This window comes from Pseudomonas sp. IPO3774, assembly GCF_013386835.1.
GTDB lineage: Bacteria > Pseudomonadota > Gammaproteobacteria > Pseudomonadales > Pseudomonadaceae > Aquipseudomonas.
Genome location: NZ_JACAQY010000013.1, coordinates 95,392 through 113,541 on the forward strand (window position 1 = coordinate 95,392; position 18,150 = coordinate 113,541).

The 18,150-nt window shown below is 59.1% G+C and carries 16 protein-coding genes; 2 read left to right on the forward strand and 14 right to left on the reverse strand.

Features of this window, described 5'->3' with window-relative positions; all coding sequences use genetic code 11:
* Positions 1-51: 51 nt before the first annotated feature.
* From HYE77_RS06425 to HYE77_RS06445, 5 genes are all read right to left on the reverse strand, one after another.
* The gene (locus HYE77_RS06425) at positions 52-1,146 is read right to left on the reverse strand and encodes a polyamine ABC transporter substrate-binding protein (RefSeq protein ID WP_102370128.1); all 1,095 of its coding nucleotides are present in this window, start codon (positions 1,144-1,146) and stop codon (positions 52-54) included.
* Positions 1,147-1,311: 165 nt separating this feature from the next.
* Entirely contained in the window at positions 1,312-2,406 is a 1,095-nt protein-coding gene (locus tag HYE77_RS06430) for a polyamine ABC transporter substrate-binding protein (protein WP_003213887.1), read from the reverse strand.
* A gap of 207 nt (positions 2,407-2,613) precedes the next feature.
* Positions 2,614-3,978: an aspartate aminotransferase family protein gene (locus tag HYE77_RS06435; protein ID WP_003213889.1), complete on the reverse strand. Its 1,365-nt coding sequence runs from the start codon at positions 3,976-3,978 to the stop codon at positions 2,614-2,616.
* A 58-nt stretch (positions 3,979-4,036) separates the two neighbouring features.
* Positions 4,037-5,395 (reverse strand): glutamine synthetase family protein, encoded by a 1,359-nt coding sequence (locus HYE77_RS06440; protein WP_003213891.1) that lies wholly within the window; start codon positions 5,393-5,395, stop codon positions 4,037-4,039.
* 39 nt (positions 5,396-5,434) lie between these two features.
* Entirely contained in the window at positions 5,435-6,214 is a 780-nt protein-coding gene (locus HYE77_RS06445) for a gamma-glutamyl-gamma-aminobutyrate hydrolase family protein (protein WP_003213893.1), read from the reverse strand.
* Positions 6,215-6,492: 278 nt separating this feature from the next.
* Between HYE77_RS06445 and HYE77_RS06450 the strand changes: the two genes are divergently transcribed.
* Positions 6,493-7,869: a glutamine synthetase family protein gene (locus tag HYE77_RS06450; protein ID WP_003213894.1), complete on the forward strand. Its 1,377-nt coding sequence runs from the start codon at positions 6,493-6,495 to the stop codon at positions 7,867-7,869.
* Between the two features lie 252 nt (positions 7,870-8,121).
* The gene (locus tag HYE77_RS06455) at positions 8,122-8,760 is read left to right on the forward strand and encodes a TetR/AcrR family transcriptional regulator (protein WP_003213896.1); all 639 of its coding nucleotides are present in this window, start codon (positions 8,122-8,124) and stop codon (positions 8,758-8,760) included.
* A 171-nt stretch (positions 8,761-8,931) separates the two neighbouring features.
* On the opposite strand, the gene HYE77_RS06460 is transcribed toward HYE77_RS06455, so the two are convergent.
* The 9 genes from HYE77_RS06460 to argA all read right to left on the reverse strand — a co-directional run bounded on the left by HYE77_RS06460 (position 8,932) and on the right by argA (position 18,101).
* Positions 8,932-9,147, reverse strand: a complete 216-nt coding sequence (locus HYE77_RS06460; RefSeq protein WP_003213899.1) for a molybdopterin-binding protein — start codon at positions 9,145-9,147, stop codon at positions 8,932-8,934.
* Positions 9,148-9,176: 29 nt separating this feature from the next.
* Positions 9,177-9,983, reverse strand: coding sequence for an aliphatic sulfonates ABC transporter ATP-binding protein (gene ssuB, locus HYE77_RS06465; protein ID WP_008438906.1), 807 nt, complete (start codon positions 9,981-9,983; stop codon positions 9,177-9,179).
* The gene (ssuC, locus tag HYE77_RS06470; protein WP_008438905.1) at positions 9,980-10,768 is read right to left on the reverse strand and encodes an aliphatic sulfonate ABC transporter permease SsuC; all 789 of its coding nucleotides are present in this window, start codon (positions 10,766-10,768) and stop codon (positions 9,980-9,982) included. Before ssuC ends, ssuB begins: the two co-directional genes overlap by 4 nt.
* A 9-nt stretch (positions 10,769-10,777) precedes the next feature.
* On the reverse strand, positions 10,778-11,926 hold the full coding sequence (ssuD, locus tag HYE77_RS06475) for an FMNH2-dependent alkanesulfonate monooxygenase (RefSeq protein ID WP_003213905.1): 1,149 nt from the start codon (positions 11,924-11,926) through the stop codon (positions 10,778-10,780).
* Between the two features lie 25 nt (positions 11,927-11,951).
* Positions 11,952-12,920, reverse strand: a complete 969-nt coding sequence (locus tag HYE77_RS06480; protein WP_003213907.1) for a sulfonate ABC transporter substrate-binding protein — start codon at positions 12,918-12,920, stop codon at positions 11,952-11,954.
* 108 nt (positions 12,921-13,028) lie between these two features.
* Positions 13,029-13,622: an NADPH-dependent FMN reductase gene (ssuE, locus tag HYE77_RS06485; protein ID WP_003213909.1), complete on the reverse strand. Its 594-nt coding sequence runs from the start codon at positions 13,620-13,622 to the stop codon at positions 13,029-13,031.
* A gap of 317 nt (positions 13,623-13,939) precedes the next feature.
* Positions 13,940-14,578, reverse strand: coding sequence for a peroxiredoxin (locus HYE77_RS06490; protein WP_003213910.1), 639 nt, complete (start codon positions 14,576-14,578; stop codon positions 13,940-13,942).
* 273 nt (positions 14,579-14,851) lie between these two features.
* Positions 14,852-16,210: an OprD family porin gene (locus HYE77_RS06495; protein WP_003213912.1), complete on the reverse strand. Its 1,359-nt coding sequence runs from the start codon at positions 16,208-16,210 to the stop codon at positions 14,852-14,854.
* Between the two features lie 592 nt (positions 16,211-16,802).
* Complete coding sequence (gene argA, locus HYE77_RS06500; protein ID WP_003213914.1) at positions 16,803-18,101, reverse strand: amino-acid N-acetyltransferase; 1,299 nt, start codon at positions 18,099-18,101, stop codon at positions 16,803-16,805.
* Between the last annotated feature and the right edge of the window lie 49 nt (positions 18,102-18,150).

Here is an 18,150-nt window from a genome sequence, read left to right on the forward strand (position 1 = left end):
AGTGCAGCTCGCCCAATACGGGCCAGCCTTGGATAGTTTGAGCGTTAAGCCTTACTTGCCCGTCTTGACCTTGGTCCAGCTACGGGTCATCAAACGTTGCACTTTCGGGGGTAGCTCGAAGTTGACAAAAGTCCGGTCGAGAACCGCCTGCGGTGGGTAAACCGCTTCGTCGGTGCGTATCGATTGCTCCATCAGTTTGTCCGCCCCTGGGTTAGGGTTGGCGTAACCGACGTAATCACTGACCTGAGCGATCACTTCAGGTTTCAGCAAATAGTTGATGAAGGCGAGGGCCTCTTTGACGTTGGTGGCATCCTTGGGGATGGCCAGCACGTCGAACCACAGGTTGCCGCCTTCTTTCGGAATCACGTAGGCGATGTTCACGCCTTTGCCCGCCTCGGCCGCACGAGCCTTGGCCTGGAACACGTCACCGGAGAAGCCGGCCGCCACGCAGATGTTGCCGTTGGCCAGGTCCGAGATGTATTTGGAAGAATGGAAGTAGGTCACGTAGGGACGCACTTTCAGGAGTTTCTCTTCAGCCTTCTTGTAGTCTTCAGGGTTGGTGCTGTTGGGGTTGAGGCCCATGTAGTTGAGGACCGCCGGCAGCATTTCATCCGCCGAGTCCATGAACGACACACCGCACGTGGCCAGCTTCTTCATGTTTTCCGGCTCGAACAGCACGGCCCAGGAGTCGATCTTGTCGACGCCCAGCACTTCCTTGACCTTGTCGACGTTGTAGCCAATGCCGTTGGTGCCCCACAGATACGGCACGGCGTACTGGTTGCCCGGGTCGTTCTTTTCCAGACGCTTGAGCAGCGCCGGGTCGAGGTTGGCGTAGTGGGTCAGTTGCGACTTGTCGAGCTTCTGGAACGCCCCGGCCTTGATCTGCTTGCCGAGGAAGTGGTTCGACGGCACGACCACGTCATACCCGGTACGCCCGGCGAGCAACTTGCCTTCCAGGGTTTCGTTGGAATCAAACACGTCGTAGACCGGCTTGATGCCGGTGGCCTTTTCAAAGTTGGCCAGGGTGTCCGGGCCGATGTAGTCCGACCAGTTATAAATATGCACAGTCGGCGCGGCCTGCACGCTGACAGCCAGCGTGATACCTGCACCCACCAGCAAGGCTTTGCGAAATAAAGAAATTGGCAAGTGGAGGTCCTCTTAAATAGTTGGGCCCGAAGTTGTTGCCCGGCAACAAAACCGGCGCGCAACTTACCCTCGATAAACCGATCCGGCAAAACTTTCTGTCATTTAATTGTTTCGCTAACCACCGCGCGCATCGCGGCAGTTAGCAAAACAGGTATCAAAGCGGCTTTACTTGCCCGATTTGATTTTGGTCCAGCTGCGGGTCATTTCCCGCTGAGTAGCAGCCGGCAAGTCAGCAATGGCATACAGCTTGGCTTGCACGTCCGCTGGCGGATAAATGCCTGGGTCGCTGGTGATGTCTTTGTCGACCAACGCGGTAGCTTTCTCGTTACCGTTCGGGAAACGTACGCTGTTGGTAATGCCCGCCATGACTTCCGGCTTCAGCAGGTAGTTCATGAACTTGTAGGCAGCGTCGACGTTCTCGGCATCTTTAGGGATGGCGACCATGTCATAGAAGCTGCCGGCACCTTCTTTCGGAATGTCATAGGCAACCTTGACCTTGCCACCGGCTTCAGCCGCGCGGGACTTGGCCTGTTGCACGTCACCCGAATAACCCACGGCTACGCAGATGTTGCCGTTGGCCAGGTCGGAAATGTACTTGGACGAGTGAAAGTAGCCGATCGAAGGACGCAGCTTGAGGAACAGGGCCTCGGCTTGCTTGAGGTCTTCCTTCTTCTGGGTGTCGGTCGGCAGGCCCAGATAATGCAGTGCCACTGGCAGCATTTCGGTTGGCGAATCGAGGAAGCTCACACCGCAGCCTTTGAGCTTGGCGAGGTTTTCCGGCTTGAGGATGGTGTCCCACGAGTCGATCTTGTCGATGCCCAGTGCGGCCTTGACCTTCTCCGGGTTGTAGCCGATGCCGATCGAGCCCCACATGTACGGGAAGGCGTGCTTGTTGTCCGGGTCGCTGATGGACACGGCTTTAAGCAGGGACTTGTTCAAGTTGTCGTAGTTCGACAGCTTGGACTTGTCCAGTTCCTGGTAAACACCGGCCTTGATCTGCTTGGCGAGGAAGTTGTTCGACGGCACGACAATGTCGTAGCCGGACTTGCCTGCCAGCAACTTGGCTTCCAGGGTTTCGTTGGAGTCGAACACGTCATAGACCACCTTGATCCCCGACTCTTTTTCAAAGTTCGCGATGGTGTCCGGTGCGATGTAGTCGGACCAGTTATAAACGTGCAGCACTTTATCGTCGGCGTGTGCCGCGCCTGCCATGGCCCCCATCAGGGACAAGGCCAGGAGGGTCTTGCCAGCGTTCTTCAAACCTAATGCCTTCATTCGGTCATGCTCCAATTTTTTCTTTTTTGGGCCACGTTCGTTCTTTAATTACAACGTGTTTCGCAGCCCGTCTAAGGGCGACAAAACAGGGCGACAGTCTGGCAAGTTCAGGGGCCGGCTTTCAACCAATGCCCCGCTTTTCTAACACCCCAGAAGCAGCGCCCGACAGGCGCTGCGTTCTGAGCCTAGCATTTAGCCCTGCAATGCCGCCAAAGTCAGGTCCAGGCAGTGCCGCGCCTTGGTCACCAACTCGTCTATCTCGGCCTTGCTGATCACCAGCGGTGGCGAAATGATCATGGTGTCGCCCACGGCGCGCATGATCAGGCCATTCTCGAAGCAGAACGTGCGGCAGATCATGCCAACACCACGGCCTTCATAACGCTTGCGCGTTGCCTTGTCCTGAACCAGTTCGATAGCACCGAGCATGCCCACACCGCGAACTTCACCCACCAGCGGGTGATCAGCCAGTTCCCTCAAACGCTTTTGCAAATAGGGTGCCGTTTCGTCGTGCACGTGCTTAACAATTTGTTCATCGCGCATGATGCGGATGTTTTCCAGGGCTACCGCTGCCGCCACCGGGTGACCGGAATAGGTGAAGCCGTGGTTGAAATCACCGCCTTCGTTCAGCACGGCGACCACTTCGTCGCGCACGATCAGGCCGCCCATCGGGATGTAGCCGGAGGTCAGGCCCTTGGCGATGGTCATCATGTCGGGCTTGAGGCCGTAGAAATCGCTACCGAACCACTCACCGGTGCGGCCAAACCCACAGATCACTTCGTCAGCCACGAACAGGATGTCGTACTTGGCGAGGATTTCCTTGATGCGCGGCCAGTAGCTGTCTGGCGGCACGATCACGCCACCGGCACCCTGGATCGGCTCGGCAATAAAGGCACCGACGTTGTCCACGCCCAGTTCCAGGATCTTCTCTTCCAGCTGGTTGGCCGCCCACACGCCGAATTCTTCCGGGCTCATGTCGCCGCCTTCGCCGAACCAGTAAGGCTGGGCGATGTGGACGATGCCCGGGATCGGCAAGTCGCCTTGTTCATGCATATACGTCATGCCGCCCAGGCTGGCGCCGGCCACGGTTGAACCGTGGTAGCCATTCTTGCGGCTGATGATGGTTTTCTTGTTCGGCTGGCCTTTGATCGCCCAGTAGTGGCGGACCATACGCAGCATGGTGTCGTTGCCTTCGGAGCCGGAGCCGGTGAAGAACACGTGGTTCATGCCTTGCGGGGCGATATCGGAGATGGCTTTGGCCAGTTCCAGCACCGGCGGGTGGGCGGTCTGGAAGAACAGGTTGTAGTAAGGCAGTTCTTTCATCTGCTTGGCGGCCGCATCAGCCAGTTCATCGCGACCGTAACCGATCGCCACGCACCACAGGCCGGCCATGCCGTCGAGAATCTTGTTGCCTTCGCTGTCCCACAGGTAAACGCCGTGGGCTTTGGTGATGATCCGTGGGCCTTTCTCTTTCAATTGCTTGAAGTCGCTGAACGGCGCCAGGTGGTGATCGCTGCTCAAGGCTTGCCATTCACGGGTTTGCGGGTTGTTGCTGGACATACCAATCTCCTAGATGTTTCAGGTGAGGACGCGCCGTTTGAAGGGCGCGCCCGGCGCATCAGACGGCGAAGAGCAGGAATTCCCGCTCCCACGAACTGATCACGCGCTTGAAGTTTTCATGCTCGGCCCGCTTGACCGCGACGTAGCCTGTGATGAATTTGTGACCCAGGTATTTCTCGATGGTCTTGCTGTTTTCCATGCGTTCCAGGGCGTCTTCGATGGTCAGCGGCAGGCGCAGGTTGCGGCGCTCGTAACCACGGCCCACCACCGGCGCGCTTGGGCTGATGCCTTCGACCATGCCGATGTAGCCACACAGCAAGCTGGCGGCAATCGCCAGGTACGGGTTGGCGTCGGCACCGGGCAGGCGGTTTTCCACCCGACGGTTTTGTGGGCCGGCGTCCGGAACCCGCAGGCCAACGGTGCGGTTCTCTTCGCCCCACTCCACGTTGACCGGCGCCGAGGTGTCGGGCAGGAAGCGGCGGAACGAGTTGACGTTAGGGGCGAACAGCGGCAACAGCTCGGGGATGAATTTCTGCAGGCCGCCGATGTGGTGCAGGAACAGCTCGCTCTTGGTCCCGTCTTCATTGGAGAACACGTTCTTGCCGGTGGCGATATCGATGATGCTCTGGTGCAGGTGCATTGCACTGCCGGGCTCGCCGGTCATGGGCTTGGCCATGAAGGTGGCCGCCACGTCGTGCTTGAGCGCCGCTTCGCGCATGGTGCGCTTGAACACCAGGATCTGGTCGGCCAGGGACAGTGCGTCGCCGTGACGGAAGTTGATTTCCATCTGCGCCGTGCCGTCTTCGTGGATCAGCGTGTCGAGGTCCAGTTCCTGCAATTCGCACCAGTCGTAGACGTCTTCGAACAACGGGTCGAATTCGTTGGCCGCTTCTATAGAGAAGGACTGGCGGCCAGTCTCCGGGCGACCGGAGCGGCCAATCGGCGGTTGCAGCGGGAAGTCCGGGTCTTCGCAGCGTTTGGTCAGGTAGAACTCCATCTCCGGCGCCACGATGGGCTGCCAGCCCTTGTCGGCGTAGAGCTTGAGGACTTTCTTGAGCACGTTGCGCGGCGACAGCTCGATCGGGTTGCCTTGCTTGTCGTAGGTGTCGTGGATCACCTGGGCCGTAGGCTCTATGGCCCAGGGCACGAGGTACACCGCGTTCTCGTCCGGGCGGCAGATCATGTCGATGTCGGCCGGGTCGAGCAATTCGTAATAGATGTCGTCTTCGACATAGTCGCCGGTCACGGTCTGCAACAGAACGCTTTCGGGCAGGCGCATGCCTTTTTCGGCGATGAACTTGTTGGTCGGCGAGATCTTGCCCCGGGTGATGCCGGTGAGGTCGCCAATCATGCATTCGACTTCTGTGATCTTGTGGTCTTTCAACCAATCGGTGAGCTGGTCGAGGTTGTTACTCATAAATGCCTCTGGGCTGTGTTTCCTGACATCCATTAAAGGTCAGGCGTAAGTTGACGCAGCATCCGCGTCGCGTTGCATCACCCGCTTTCGACAGGCATTGCCAAATGCCTGGAAGATTGCGAGGTAGTGCGGGTTAGAGCTTACCTGCCATTCGGGGTGCCATTGCACTCCTAAAGCAAAAGCCTTGCCCGCGGGCACTGAAAAGCCTTCGATCAGGCCATCCGGCGCGGTGGCCTCGACCTGGAAACCGGCCGCCAGGCGATCAATGCCCTGTGAATGAATCGAGTTGACCTGGATCGTCGACGGCAAGCCCAGGCTTGCCAATACCCCATTCGGGGAGATGGTTACCGGATGTGCCGGGCCGTACTGGATGTCCAGCGGCTGGGTGTCGTCTTCGCGGTGATCCATCATGCCCGGCACCTCATGAACCTTCTGGTGCAGGCTGCCGCCAAACGCCACGTTCATTTCCTGGAAGCCACGGCAAATCCCCAGTACCGGAACGCCGGCCGCTATGGCTGCACGCAGCAGCGGCAGGGTGGTTTGGTCCCGTGCAGAATCATGAGCAGTCCCGGGCGCGCTGGCCGGACCGTCGTAGTGAAAGGGTTCGATATTGGAAGGTGAGCCGGTAAATAGAATGCCGTCCAGGCCGTCAAGAATATTGGCCGGGTCGAGCAGATCCGCCAGGGACGGAATAATCAACGGCAAGCCCTTGGCAGCGGTGGCCACTGCACGGACGTATTTGTCGCCACTGATGTGATAAGCATGCAGACCGACCTGTTTGGAGCAGGCGGTGACGCCGATTAACGGCAGGCGAGACATGAAGCACCCCGGTATTATTGCTGTTATGGGTTTGAATCGAGCTTAGCCTTGTTCATTTTTTTACACAACACCCCCGTAAAAAATACAACACGGCCCGCTCAAACGTGCTGGTTCCAAGAGCCCCAATCCCAAAAAATTGCCCCAAAAAGCCCCAAAAAAGCCCTCACGGCGCTTTTTTAGGGCAAAAAAGGCCTCGCTTGACTTCGGCATGCCGTTCGGGTTGACTGAAACCCGAAGAGATCAATGATTGATATTTTTAACAACAAAGGTGTTGCATCATGTCGGTACCCCCGCGTGCCGTTCAGCTTAACGAAGCGAACGCGTTCCTTAAGGATCATCCTGAGGTTCTGTACGTAGACCTTCTAATTGCGGATATGAATGGTGTGGTGCGCGGCAAGCGCATCGAACGCACCAGCCTCCACAAGGTTTACGAGAAGGGCATTAACCTGCCTGCCTCTCTATTTGCCCTGGATATCAACGGCTCAACGGTGGAAAGCACCGGCCTGGGTCTGGACATCGGTGATGCTGACCGAATCTGTTATCCAATCCCCGACACCCTGTGCAATGAACCCTGGCAAAAGCGCCCAACCGCGCAACTGCTGATGACCATGCACGAACTCGAAGGTGAACCTTTCTTCGCCGATCCTCGCGAAGTACTCCGCCAAGTTGTAAGCAAATTTGACGACCTCGGTCTGACCATCTGCGCCGCATTCGAGCTGGAGTTCTACCTGATTGACCAGGAGAACGTGAATGGCCGGCCACAACCGCCCCGCTCGCCGATCTCCGGCAAACGCCCGCACTCGACACAGGTCTACCTGATCGACGACCTCGACGAATACGTCGACTGCCTCCAGGACATTCTGGAAGGTGCAAAAGAGCAAGGCATCCCTGCCGACGCCATCGTCAAGGAAAGTGCACCGGCGCAGTTCGAAGTGAACCTGCACCACGTTGCCGACCCTATAAAGGCCTGCGACTACGCGGTACTGCTCAAGCGCTTGATCAAGAACATCGCCTACGACCATGAGATGGACACCACCTTCATGGCCAAGCCTTACCCGGGCCAGGCAGGCAACGGCCTACACGTACACATTTCGATCCTGGACAAGGACGGCAAGAACATCTTTGCCAGCGAGGATCCCGAGCAGAACGCCGCATTGCGTCACGCGATCGGCGGTGTGCTGGAGACCCTACCCGCCCAAATGGCGTTCCTGTGCCCTAACGTCAACTCCTACCGTCGTTTCGGCGCACAGTTCTACGTGCCGAACTCGCCGTGCTGGGGCCTGGATAACCGCACCGTGGCGATTCGCGTACCGACCGGCTCGTCCGACGCCGTACGTATCGAACACCGTGTGGCCGGGGCTGATGCCAACCCTTACCTGCTGATGGCTTCGGTATTGGCGGGCGTGCATCACGGCCTGACCAACAAGATCGAGCCTGGCGCACCGGTGGAAGGCAACAGCTACGAGCAGAACGAACAGAGCCTGCCGAACAACCTGCGTGATGCCCTGCGCGAGCTGGACGACAGCGAGGTGATGGCCAAGTACATCGATCCTAAATACATCGATATCTTCGTCGCCTGTAAGGAAAGTGAGCTGGAGGAGTTCGAACACTCCATCTCCGACCTTGAGTACAACTGGTACCTGCATACCGTGTAAGCGGTTGCCGAGCTAAAAAAAACGCCGCAGGCCTTTGGCCTACGGCGTTTTTTTATGGCTGTTGTGGCGAGGGAGCTTGCTCCCGCCGGGCTGCGAAGCGGCCCCAATAAGAACACCGGGTTCTTTCAGGCGGAACCGAGGTGCAGGTCTTGGGCCTGCTGCGCAGTCCAGCGGGAGCAAGCTCCCTCGCCACAGGGTATGGATCATCCAGTGGCTCTGCGTACAATGCCCGCTGCCCTGTAGGAGACTTCAATGAATCGCCCTGCCACTCCTCGCAAACCCCGCGCCCGCAGCCAGGCCCGGATCGACGCGATCCTCGATGCCGCCCGCACCTTGCTGGCCGCCGAAGGCGTGGCCAGCCTGTCGATCTACAGCGTGGCGGAACGGGCGCAGATTCCACCGTCATCGGTGTATCACTTCTTCGCCAGCGTGCCGGCGTTGCTGGAGGCGCTGACCGCTGACGTTCATGCGGCCTTTCGCGCGGCCATTCAGGCGCCCATCGATCATGATTCACTCAAGCACTGGCGCGACCTGTCCTGCGTGGTGGAGCAGCGCATGCTCAGCATCTACAGCAACGACGCCGCCGCCCGCCAATTGATCCTGGCCCAGCACGGGTTGACCGAAGTGACACAGGCCGACCGCCAGCACGACCTGGAGCTGGGAAACCTGATGTTTGAGGTGTTCAACCGGCACTTCGAGGTGCCGAGCCTGCCCGCCGATGTCGACGTGTTTGCCCTGGCCCTGGAACTGAGCGACCGCGTCTACGCGCGCTCGGTGCATCAGCACGGGCAAATCACCCCGCGCATGGCCGAGGAAGGCATGCGGGTGTTTGATGCGTATGTGGGGCTCTACTTGCCGGCGTTCTTGCCCAAGCGGGTGGCTGCGCTCTGATTTTTTGTTGCCTGTCCGGGCCTCTTCGCGAGCAAGCCCGCTCCCACATTCGACCGTATTCCAAAGGTAGAACTCGGTCAAATGTGGGAGCGGGCTTGCTCGCGAAAGCAATCTTGAGAACGACAAAAACCCCGACAGGCTTTCACCTTCGGGGTTTGTGCGAACCATTGATCACAACTTGGCGATCGACACCTCGGTGGATTTCACGAAGGCAATCACTTCACTGCCGATCACCAGTTCCAGCTCTTTCACCGAGCGGGTGGTGATCACGGAAGTGACGATGCCGGACGCGGTCTGTACGTCGATTTCCGACAGCACGTCGCCTTCGACGATTTCCTTGATGGTGCCTTTGAACTGGTTACGCACGTTGATGGCTTTGATAGTCATGGTCGTTCTTCCTGTGTAAGACAAGTGAGTTATTGAGCCCAACGCAATTGCGTAGGCAGCGGTGAAACAGGTTCGGGTTCCGGCGGGGTGCCGGGCAGCGACAACACACGGTTAAGCACTTCGGTTTCCAGCGCCGCCAGGCGGTGGGAGCCACGCACCCGCGGACGTGGGAGTTCCACGTGCAGGTCGAGGCCGATTTCGCCGTCTTCGATCAAAATCACCCGGTCGGCAATGGCCACGGCTTCGCTGACGTCGTGGGTCACCAGCAACACGGTGAAGCCGTGCTTCTGCCAGAGGTTCTCGATCAGTTGCTGCATCTCGATCCGGGTCAGGGCATCCAGCGCCCCCAGCGGTTCGTCCAGCAGCAACAGGCGCGGTTGGTGGATCAGGGCGCGGGCCAGGGCCACGCGCTGCTTCTGGCCACCGGACAACGCCGCCGGCCACTCATTGGCGCGCTCGGCCAGGCCGACCGCTTCCAGCGCTTCCAGTGCCTGCGGGCGCCAGTTGCCCTTGAGGCCAAGACCCACGTTGTCGATGATCTTTTTCCACGGCAGCAGGCGCGCTTCCTGGAACATCAACCGCGTGTCTTCAATCGCTTCGCTCAGCGGCGCGGAGCCGGCGAGCAGTTCGCCGCCGCTGGCTTTGTCCAGCCCGGCCAGCAGGCGCAGCAAGGTACTTTTGCCGCAGCCACTGCGGCCCACGACCGCCACGAATTGACCGGCAGGAATATGCAGGTCGATTTCCTTCAGCACTTCCCGCGCGCCGAAAGCCTTGCGCAACTTGCGCACTGCCAGGGGAATGCCCCGCAGCAGGCGTGGAGGTTGTTGAGCGGTCATGCCGCACCTCCTTTATTCACTTGATAAGCCGGGTGCCAGCGCAGCCAGACTCGCTCCAGGCCTCGCGCCGCCAGGTCTGCCAGCTTGCCGAGGACCGCGTAAAGCACGATCGCCAGAACCACCACGTCGGTCTGCAGGAATTCCCGGGCGTTCATCGCCAGGTAGCCGATACCGGAACTGGCGGAGATGGTTTCCGCGACGATCAACGTCAGCCACATAAAGCCCAGCGCGAAGCGCACGCCCACCAGAATCGAAGGCAAGGCGCCCGGCAAAATCACTTGGCGAAACAGGCTGAAACCGGACAGGCCATAACTGCGGGCCATTTCCACCAGCGCCGGGTCGACGTTGCGGATGCCGTGGTAAGTATTGAGATAGATCGGGAACAGCGTGCCGAGGGCGACCAGGAATATCTTCGCCGTCTCGTCGATGCCGAACCACAGGATCACCAGCGGGATCAGCGCCAGGTGCGGCACGTTGCGGATCATCTGCACCGAGCTGTCCAGCAGGCGTTCACCCCAGGTCGACAGGCCGGTAATAAAACCCAGGGTCAGGCCGATGCTGCCGCCGATCACAAAGCCCAGGCCCGCACGCCAGCCGCTGATGGCCAGGTGGGTCCAGATTTCGCCGCTGCGCACCAGGCTGACACCCGCTTCGATCACCGCGCTGGGTGCCGGCAGAATGCGCGTCGACAACCAGCCGGCCGAGACGGACAGCTGCCATACCGCCAGCAACAGGATCGGCAGCGCCCAGGGCGCCAATCGATGACTTAACTTTTCAAGGTTCATGGCGGCGCCTCAGCTCTGGGACGCAGCTTTGGGAAGAATGTCGTTGGCGACCATTTCGCCGAACGGGCTGACGTAGCCGGCGCCTTTCGGCAACTCGGGACGCTCGATGTCCAGATGCGGGAACAGCAACTCCGCTACGCGATACGACTCTTCCAGGTGTGGATAGCCGGAGAAGATAAAGGTGTCGATACCGAGGTCCGCGTATTCCTTCACCCGCGCGGCCACGGTCGGGCCATCGCCCACCAGTGCCGTGCCGGCGCCACCGCGTACCAGGCCTACGCCCGCCCACAGGTTGGGGCTGACTTCCAGGTTGTCGCGACTGCCGCCGTGCAAGGCGGCCATGCGTTGCTGGCCTACGGAATCAAAGCGCGACAACGACGCCTGGGCGCGGGCGATGGTTTCATCGTCCACGTGGGAGATCAGTTTGTCGGCGGCCTGCCAGGCTTCGGCGTTGGTTTCACGCACGATCACATGCAGGCGAATGCCGAAGCGCAGGGTACGTCCGAGCTTGGCGGCCTTGGCGCGAACCTGTGCAATCTTTTCCGCCACCGCGGCCGGTGGCTCGCCCCAGGTCAGGACCATTTCCACTTGTTCGGCTGCCAGGTCCTGGGCCGCTTCGGAAGAGCCACCGAAATACAGCGGCGGACGCGGTTGCTGGATCGGCGGATAGAGCAACTTGGCGCCTTTGACGCTGATGTGCTGGCCGTCGTAATCGACGGTCTCGCCTTCCAGTACGCGGCGCCAGATGCGGGTGAACTCCACCGACGCCTGGTAACGCTCTTCATGGCTCAGGAACAAACCGTCGCCGGCCAATTCATCCGGGTCTCCACCGGTCACCAGGTTGAACAACGCGCGGCCGCCGGACAGACGATCCAGGGTCGCGGCCTGACGCGCAGCCACCGTCGGGGAAATGATCCCGGGGCGCAGCGCGACAAGGAATTTCAAGCGTTGGGTCACCGGGATCAGCGACGCCGCCACCAGCCACGAATCCTCGCAGGAGCGGCCGGTGGGGATCAGTACCCCGCCGAAGCCAAGGCGGTCGGCCGCCTGGGCCACTTGCTGCAGATAACCGTGGTCTACGGCGCGAGCGCCTTCGGCGGTGCCAAGGTAATGGCCGTCGCCGTGGGTAGGCAGAAACCAGAAAATATTGAGGCTCATGGAGTTGTCTCCTGAAGAAGTCGGATTACGGCGCTTTGGCAACGGCGGCAGGTGGTGTCCAGATCACGTCCTTGATGCTCAAGGGTTTGGGGATCAATTTGAGTTGGTAGAAGCTGTCGGCGATTTTCTGCTGCGCCGCGATCACTTCAGGCGTCAGGAACTGCGCACCGTAGCCCTGGCGTTTTACCGAGGTCAGGGTGATGTCGGCCGGCAGGCCCAGCAGCGGAGCAACTTGTTCGGTGACTTGTTCCGGGTTGGCCTTGGACCATTCGCCCACGGCGCGGACTTCTTCCACCAGCGTCTTGATCACTTCAGGGTGTTTTTCGGCGTACGGCTTGGTGGCCAGGTAGAACTGATGGTTGTCGGCAATGCCGGTGCCGTCACGCAGGGTGCGGGCTTGCAGTTGCTTCTCGGCGGCTGCCTGGTACGGGTCCCAGATCACCCAGGCATCGACGCTGCCACGCTCGAACGCGGCGCGGGCATCGGCGGGCGGCAGGAACACGGTCTGCACGTCGGTGTATTTCAGGCCGGCATCTTCCAGGGCACGTACCAGCAGGTAGTGCACGTTGGAGCCTTTATTGAGGACGACTTTCTTGCCCTTGAGGTCTTGCACCGATTTGATCGGCGAGTCTTTCGGTACCAGGATCGCTTCGCTGGTAGGCGCCGGCGGTTCATAGGCGACGTAGAGCAGATCGGCACCGGCAGCCTGGGCGAACACTGGCGGGGTTTCACCCGTCACGCCGAAGTCGATGGAGCCTACGTTCAATCCTTCCAGCAGCTGCGGGCCGCCGGGAAACTCGGTCCACTGCACTTGCACGCCCTGCTCGGCCAGGCGCTTTTCCAGCGAGCCCTTGGCCTTGAGCAGCACCAGGGTGCCGTATTTCTGATAGCCGATCCGCAAGGTTTCGGCGGCCTGGGCTTGAACAATGGCGCCGAAGGACACAGCCGCAGCAAACAGTGCGACCAGACCACGACGCAAGATGACAGTGCGCATGGCGCTCTCTCCAAATATACGATTAGGGGGTTGGCTGCACCTGCTTGGCCGTTGGCGGCTGAGTAAGGTGAGTAGTACTTGTCGAATTCAGGTAAAGCTGGGTAAGGCTTAAATGCTCCAGCGAGCACTCAACAAACGTTCATTCAACACATTGGGGTCAAGGGGTTTCGGGCGGCGGGCCATGGCGCTGTAGAACGTCTCCAAAGCCTCGCTCAAGCGCTGTTCCAGCACCGGCACCAGTTGCGCCTGGGCGCTGCCTTCGCCGTAGGCGATCTGGCTGTCTTCGGCGAAAATCCCGTGGAGCAATTCCTGGGCTTTCAATGCCGACAGCACCGGCTTCAGCGCGTAGTCCACCGCGAGCATGTGGGCGATGCTGCCGCCGGTGGCCATCGGCAACACTATTTTGTGGGCCAGGGCGCGTTCAGGCAGCAGGTCGAGGATGGTTTTCAGCGCGCCGGAAAACGAAGCCTTGTACACCGGCGTGGCGATCACCAGGCCATCGGCGTTCGCCACTTGCTGCAACAGGTCGATGATTTTCGGGCTATCGAACCGCGCGTGCAGCAAGTCTTCGGCCGGGAAGTCCCGTATCTGATAACTCACCACTTCCACGCCTTGTTGCTGCAACCAGTTGCGGGTGTGATCCAGCAAGACCCCGGACCGGGAACGTTGGCTGGGGCTACCACCAAGTGTTACGACCAGCATGTAGGAAATTCCTTTGGAAAGTGTCGGCGGTTCGCTATGTGGCGATGGCGCCAAGATGGGACAGACCATATCAGCCAATTTATATATCTATAAATCTTATTTTTTCATTTGTTTATTCTTTAAATGCATATGATGCCGACTAAATCGCAGGCATAAAAAAAGGCCGTCGAAACGGCCTTAAAACCCCTGCTATGTGAGACTTGAAATGCGCGCAAGTGTGGGAGCGGGCTTGCTCGCGAAAGCGGTGTGTCATTCAAAGATGCATCAACTGACAGTGCGCATTCGCGAGCAAGCCCGCTCCCACATGTGGTTGTGTGTCAGCGATTCGGTTGAGGGGTGAGCCGCAGGTACGGCTTCACCGCCCGGTAACCCTTCGGAAAGCGTTTCTTGATCTCTTCCTCGTCCTTGAGCGACGGCACGATCACCACTTCGTCACCGTCCTGCCAGTTGGCCGGGGTCGCGACTTTGTGGTTGTCGGTCAGTTGCAGCGAGTCGATCACCCGCAGGATTTCGTGGAAGTTGCGCCCGGTGCTGGCCGGGTAGGTGATGGTCAGGCGAATCTTTTTGTTCGGATCAATCACGAACAGCGAACGCACGGTAAGGGTGTCACTGGCATTCGGGTGGATCAGGTCGTACAGGTCGGAGACCTTGCGGTCAGCGTCGGCCAGGATCGGGAAGTTGACGATGGTGTTCTGGGTTTCGTTGATGTCTTCGATCCACTTGTGGTGGGAGTCCACCGGGTCCACCGACAGCGCAATGGCCTTGACGCCCCGCTTGGCGAATTCATCCTTGAGCTTGGCGGTGAAACCCAGCTCGGTGGTGCACACCGGGGTGAAGTCCGCCGGGTGGGAAAACAGCACGCCCCAGCTATCGCCCAGCCACTCGTGGAAGCGAATCTTGCCGGCGCTGGAATCCTGTTCAAAGTCGGGGGCGATGTCGCCCAGTCTGAGGCTCATGGTGTGGCTCCTGATGAGTACTTATGGAGCCCACTGTGCCTGTGTCGCGGATTATTTAAAAAGAATAAATATCGATTTATCTAGACGATAAAGGAATATTAAAAATCTGTTCATTGGACTTGGCAACGGGCGTGGATCAACATCTGCTTCAAGGTTCGAGAAGGCCTTGAGACGCTGTACAAAGAGGGGTTCAGGACGGGCTTGCGGGGGTTGAGCCCGGCTTGAAAAGTAAAGCACCCTGCCCGGCATTGCGCCGGGCAAGGTTTTACGCTCTTACTTGAACGCGTAGGTGTAGCTGAGGATTACGCGGTTTTCGTCCTGGGAACGGGTGTTCGCCAGGTCGGTACGCCACATCGCGTTTTTCCAGGCAACGCCCAGGTTTTTCAGCGGACCTTCTGGAACAACGTAAGCCAGGGTCAGGTCGCGTTCCCACTCGTTACGCTCGCCGACGGTGGTGTCGATGTTGCTACCTTTGAGGTAAACCACACCGGCAGTCAGGCCAGGTACGCCGATCTTGGCGAAGTCATAGGCGTAGCGAGCTTGCCAGGTACGTTCGCCAGCACGGGCAAACTTCTGGATTTGCATGTCGGTGATGGTGCTGTTAGACGAGCCGTCACCTTGGTTCAGCCAAGGGAAGTCGCTGTCGCCCTTGGTGTACTGGTAGCCAGCACCGAAGGTGTGACCGGCAACCGAGTACAGCGCCAGGTAGCTGTACAGGTCGTTGTCGACCTTACCTTTGACCTTGGTGGCGTTGGTCGGATGATCCGAGTAGTAGCCGGAGGTGTAGTAACCGGCAGTATCACCGTTGGCACCGTTGTCACGGCTGCGGTAGTAGCGCAGGTCACTTTTCAGGACGCCAGGACCGATCGCCCAGTTGTGGACCAGGCCCAGGAAGTTCTGAGAGTAGAAATCCTTCAGCTCGCCGAAGTAGTAGGAAGCGGTCAGGTCTTTGTTGATTTTGTAGTCAGCACCGGCGTAGTAGAACTTGTTGACGAAGTTACCAGCGTCGTAGTTCGAGCTGCCGTTGGCACCGGCCAGGGACAGACCTTCATTGTTGCTGGAGTTACGGCCTTTGGAGTGCTCGATCTGACCAGCAGTCAGGGTCAGGTCCTTGAACTCGTTCGAAGAGATCTCGCCGCCCTGGAAGGTTTGTGGCAACAGACGACCGTCGTTGGTCTTGATCACCGGGTTGTTCGGCTGCAAGGTACCGATCTTCAGCACGGTTTGGGAGATCTTGACCTTACCGGTCACGCCCAGGCTGGCGAAATCGTGAACGGCCTTGTTGCCATCACTTGGGAACACGGTGCCGCCGGAAGCAGTACCAGTGTAGTTACCGTGATCAGCGCGGCTGGAATCCAGACGCACGCCGTACAGGCCGATGGCGTCAAGACCGAAGCCCACAGTACCTTGGGTAAAACCCGAGATGAAACGCAGGTCGAAACCCTGACCCCATTCAGCGTTTTTGCTGCGGGTGTTCGAGGTAGCCGATGGCTTCAGATCGCGGTTGTCGGTGTTGATGTAAAAGTTACGTACGCCCAGCGTGATCTTGCTGTCATCGATAAAACCAGCGGCGCCTGCTTGTTGGGCGATTGCCCCCAAAGCTACGGCCAACGCCAATGTTGACTTCTTCATGTACCGCTCCTCTCATTTCTAATTTTTGTATTTCTTAGGTCTCGGGTCTGACGCCCTCGATCCACAGATGCGCGATTAGCACCGGATAGTGACTGACAAGTCAATCGTAACCTTGTGTGTCTACTACTTTCGTCTAACCGCAGTTAATTTGGTCCTTGCAGGGTAATGAGTTTTTCATACACCCAAAAAGAATTGTTTCGTCCTTTTTCATACCATTCAGGAATAACGCTTTCCATGGGACGGTCAAGCCGACAGGCGATGCCGCTCCATAAGCGTTTTCCGAAAGAGTATGTCTTTGCGCTTTTTTAGATCGTTTTGTGTTGACCAAACGGGGTCATACGTCACTCACGATCAAAAACGCGACGCCATCATGGCCAAACGCACATCATTCCGTCAATTTGTTACAGTTTTTGTATCGATGAAACTTTTCTGCCGTCCCAGCAATCCACCTCACCGTACCCGGTGATAATGTCACTTTGATGTCAGTTATATGTATAAATTGGCAAACCCTGTGTTCAGGGCCGATGCGTCCGCCGAGGAGCACGACTCGCCAAAGTGACAGGCGAGAGGATTGCCCCCTCGCCCCTTAGCCTTACAACGCCTTTTCGAAAATCTTCGAATTACGCTGATAGTTGTATAACGACGCCCGCGCCGACGGCAGGCGATCCACCGTGCTCGGCACAAAACCACGTTCGCGGAACCAGTGGGCGGTACGGGTCGTCAGCACGAAGAGCGTCTTCAAACCCTGGGCCCGGGCACGGGTCTCGATGCGCTCCAGCAGCTCGTCACCGCGACCGCCATGACGGTACTCCGGGTTCACGGCCAGGCACGCCAGCTCCCCTGCGTCGGAGTCGGCGATCTGATACAGCGCCGCACAGGCGATGATCATGCCTTCACGTTCCACCACGCTGAACTGCTCGATTTCCCGCTCCAGCACTTCCCGGGAACGACGCACCAGAATCCCCTGCTCTTCCAGCGGGCTGATCAGGTCCAGCAACCCGCCGACGTCTTCAATCGCCGCTTCGCGCACCAGTTCGAACTGTTCCTGGGCCACCAGCGTACCGCCGCCATCCCGGGTGAACAGCTCGGTCAGCAAGGCACCATCTTCGGCATAACTGACAATGTGGCTGCGCCCTACGCCGCCACGGCAAGCCTCGGCGGCCGCGTCCAGCAATTCGGCTTGGTAGTTGTTGCCCAGGCGTTGCAGGTGCGCGGGCACCTGTTGCGGCCGCAATTCACGCACCAGGCGGCCGTGCTCGTCGATCAGGCCGAGATCGGCACCGAACAGCAGCAACTTGTCCGCGCCCAGGTCGATGGCCGCGCGGGTGGCGACGTCTTCACAGGCGAGGTTGAAGATTTCGCCGGTAGGCGAGTAGCCCAGCGGCGACAGCAGCACGATGGAGCGCTCGTCCAGCAGGCGGTTGATGCCCTTGCGGTCGACCCGGCGCACTTCGCCGGTGTGGTGATAGTCGACGCCTTCAAGCACACCGATCGGGCGCGCCGTCACCAGGTTGCCGCTGGCCACACGCAGGCGCGAGCCCTGCATCGGCGAGGACGCCATGTCCATCGACAACCGCGCTTCGATGGCGATACGCAGATGGCCGACCGCATCGATCACGCACTCCAGGGTTGCGGCATCGGTGATGCGCAAGCCTTCGTGGTAAGCCGGGGTCAGGCCGCGGGCGGCGAGGCGGGTTTCAATTTGCGGGCGCGAACCGTGGACCAGCACCAGTCGCACGCCCAGGCTGTGGAGCAGCACCAGGTCGTGGACGATATTGCCGAAGTTCGGGTGCTCTACACCATCGCCCGGCAGCATGACGACAAAAGTGCAATCCCGGTGGGCATTGATGTAAGGCGAAGCGTGACGAAGCCAATTGACGTATTCGGGCATAAAAACCTGGGCCTGTAATAAAAAGCAGCCAAAAATGGATGAATCGCAA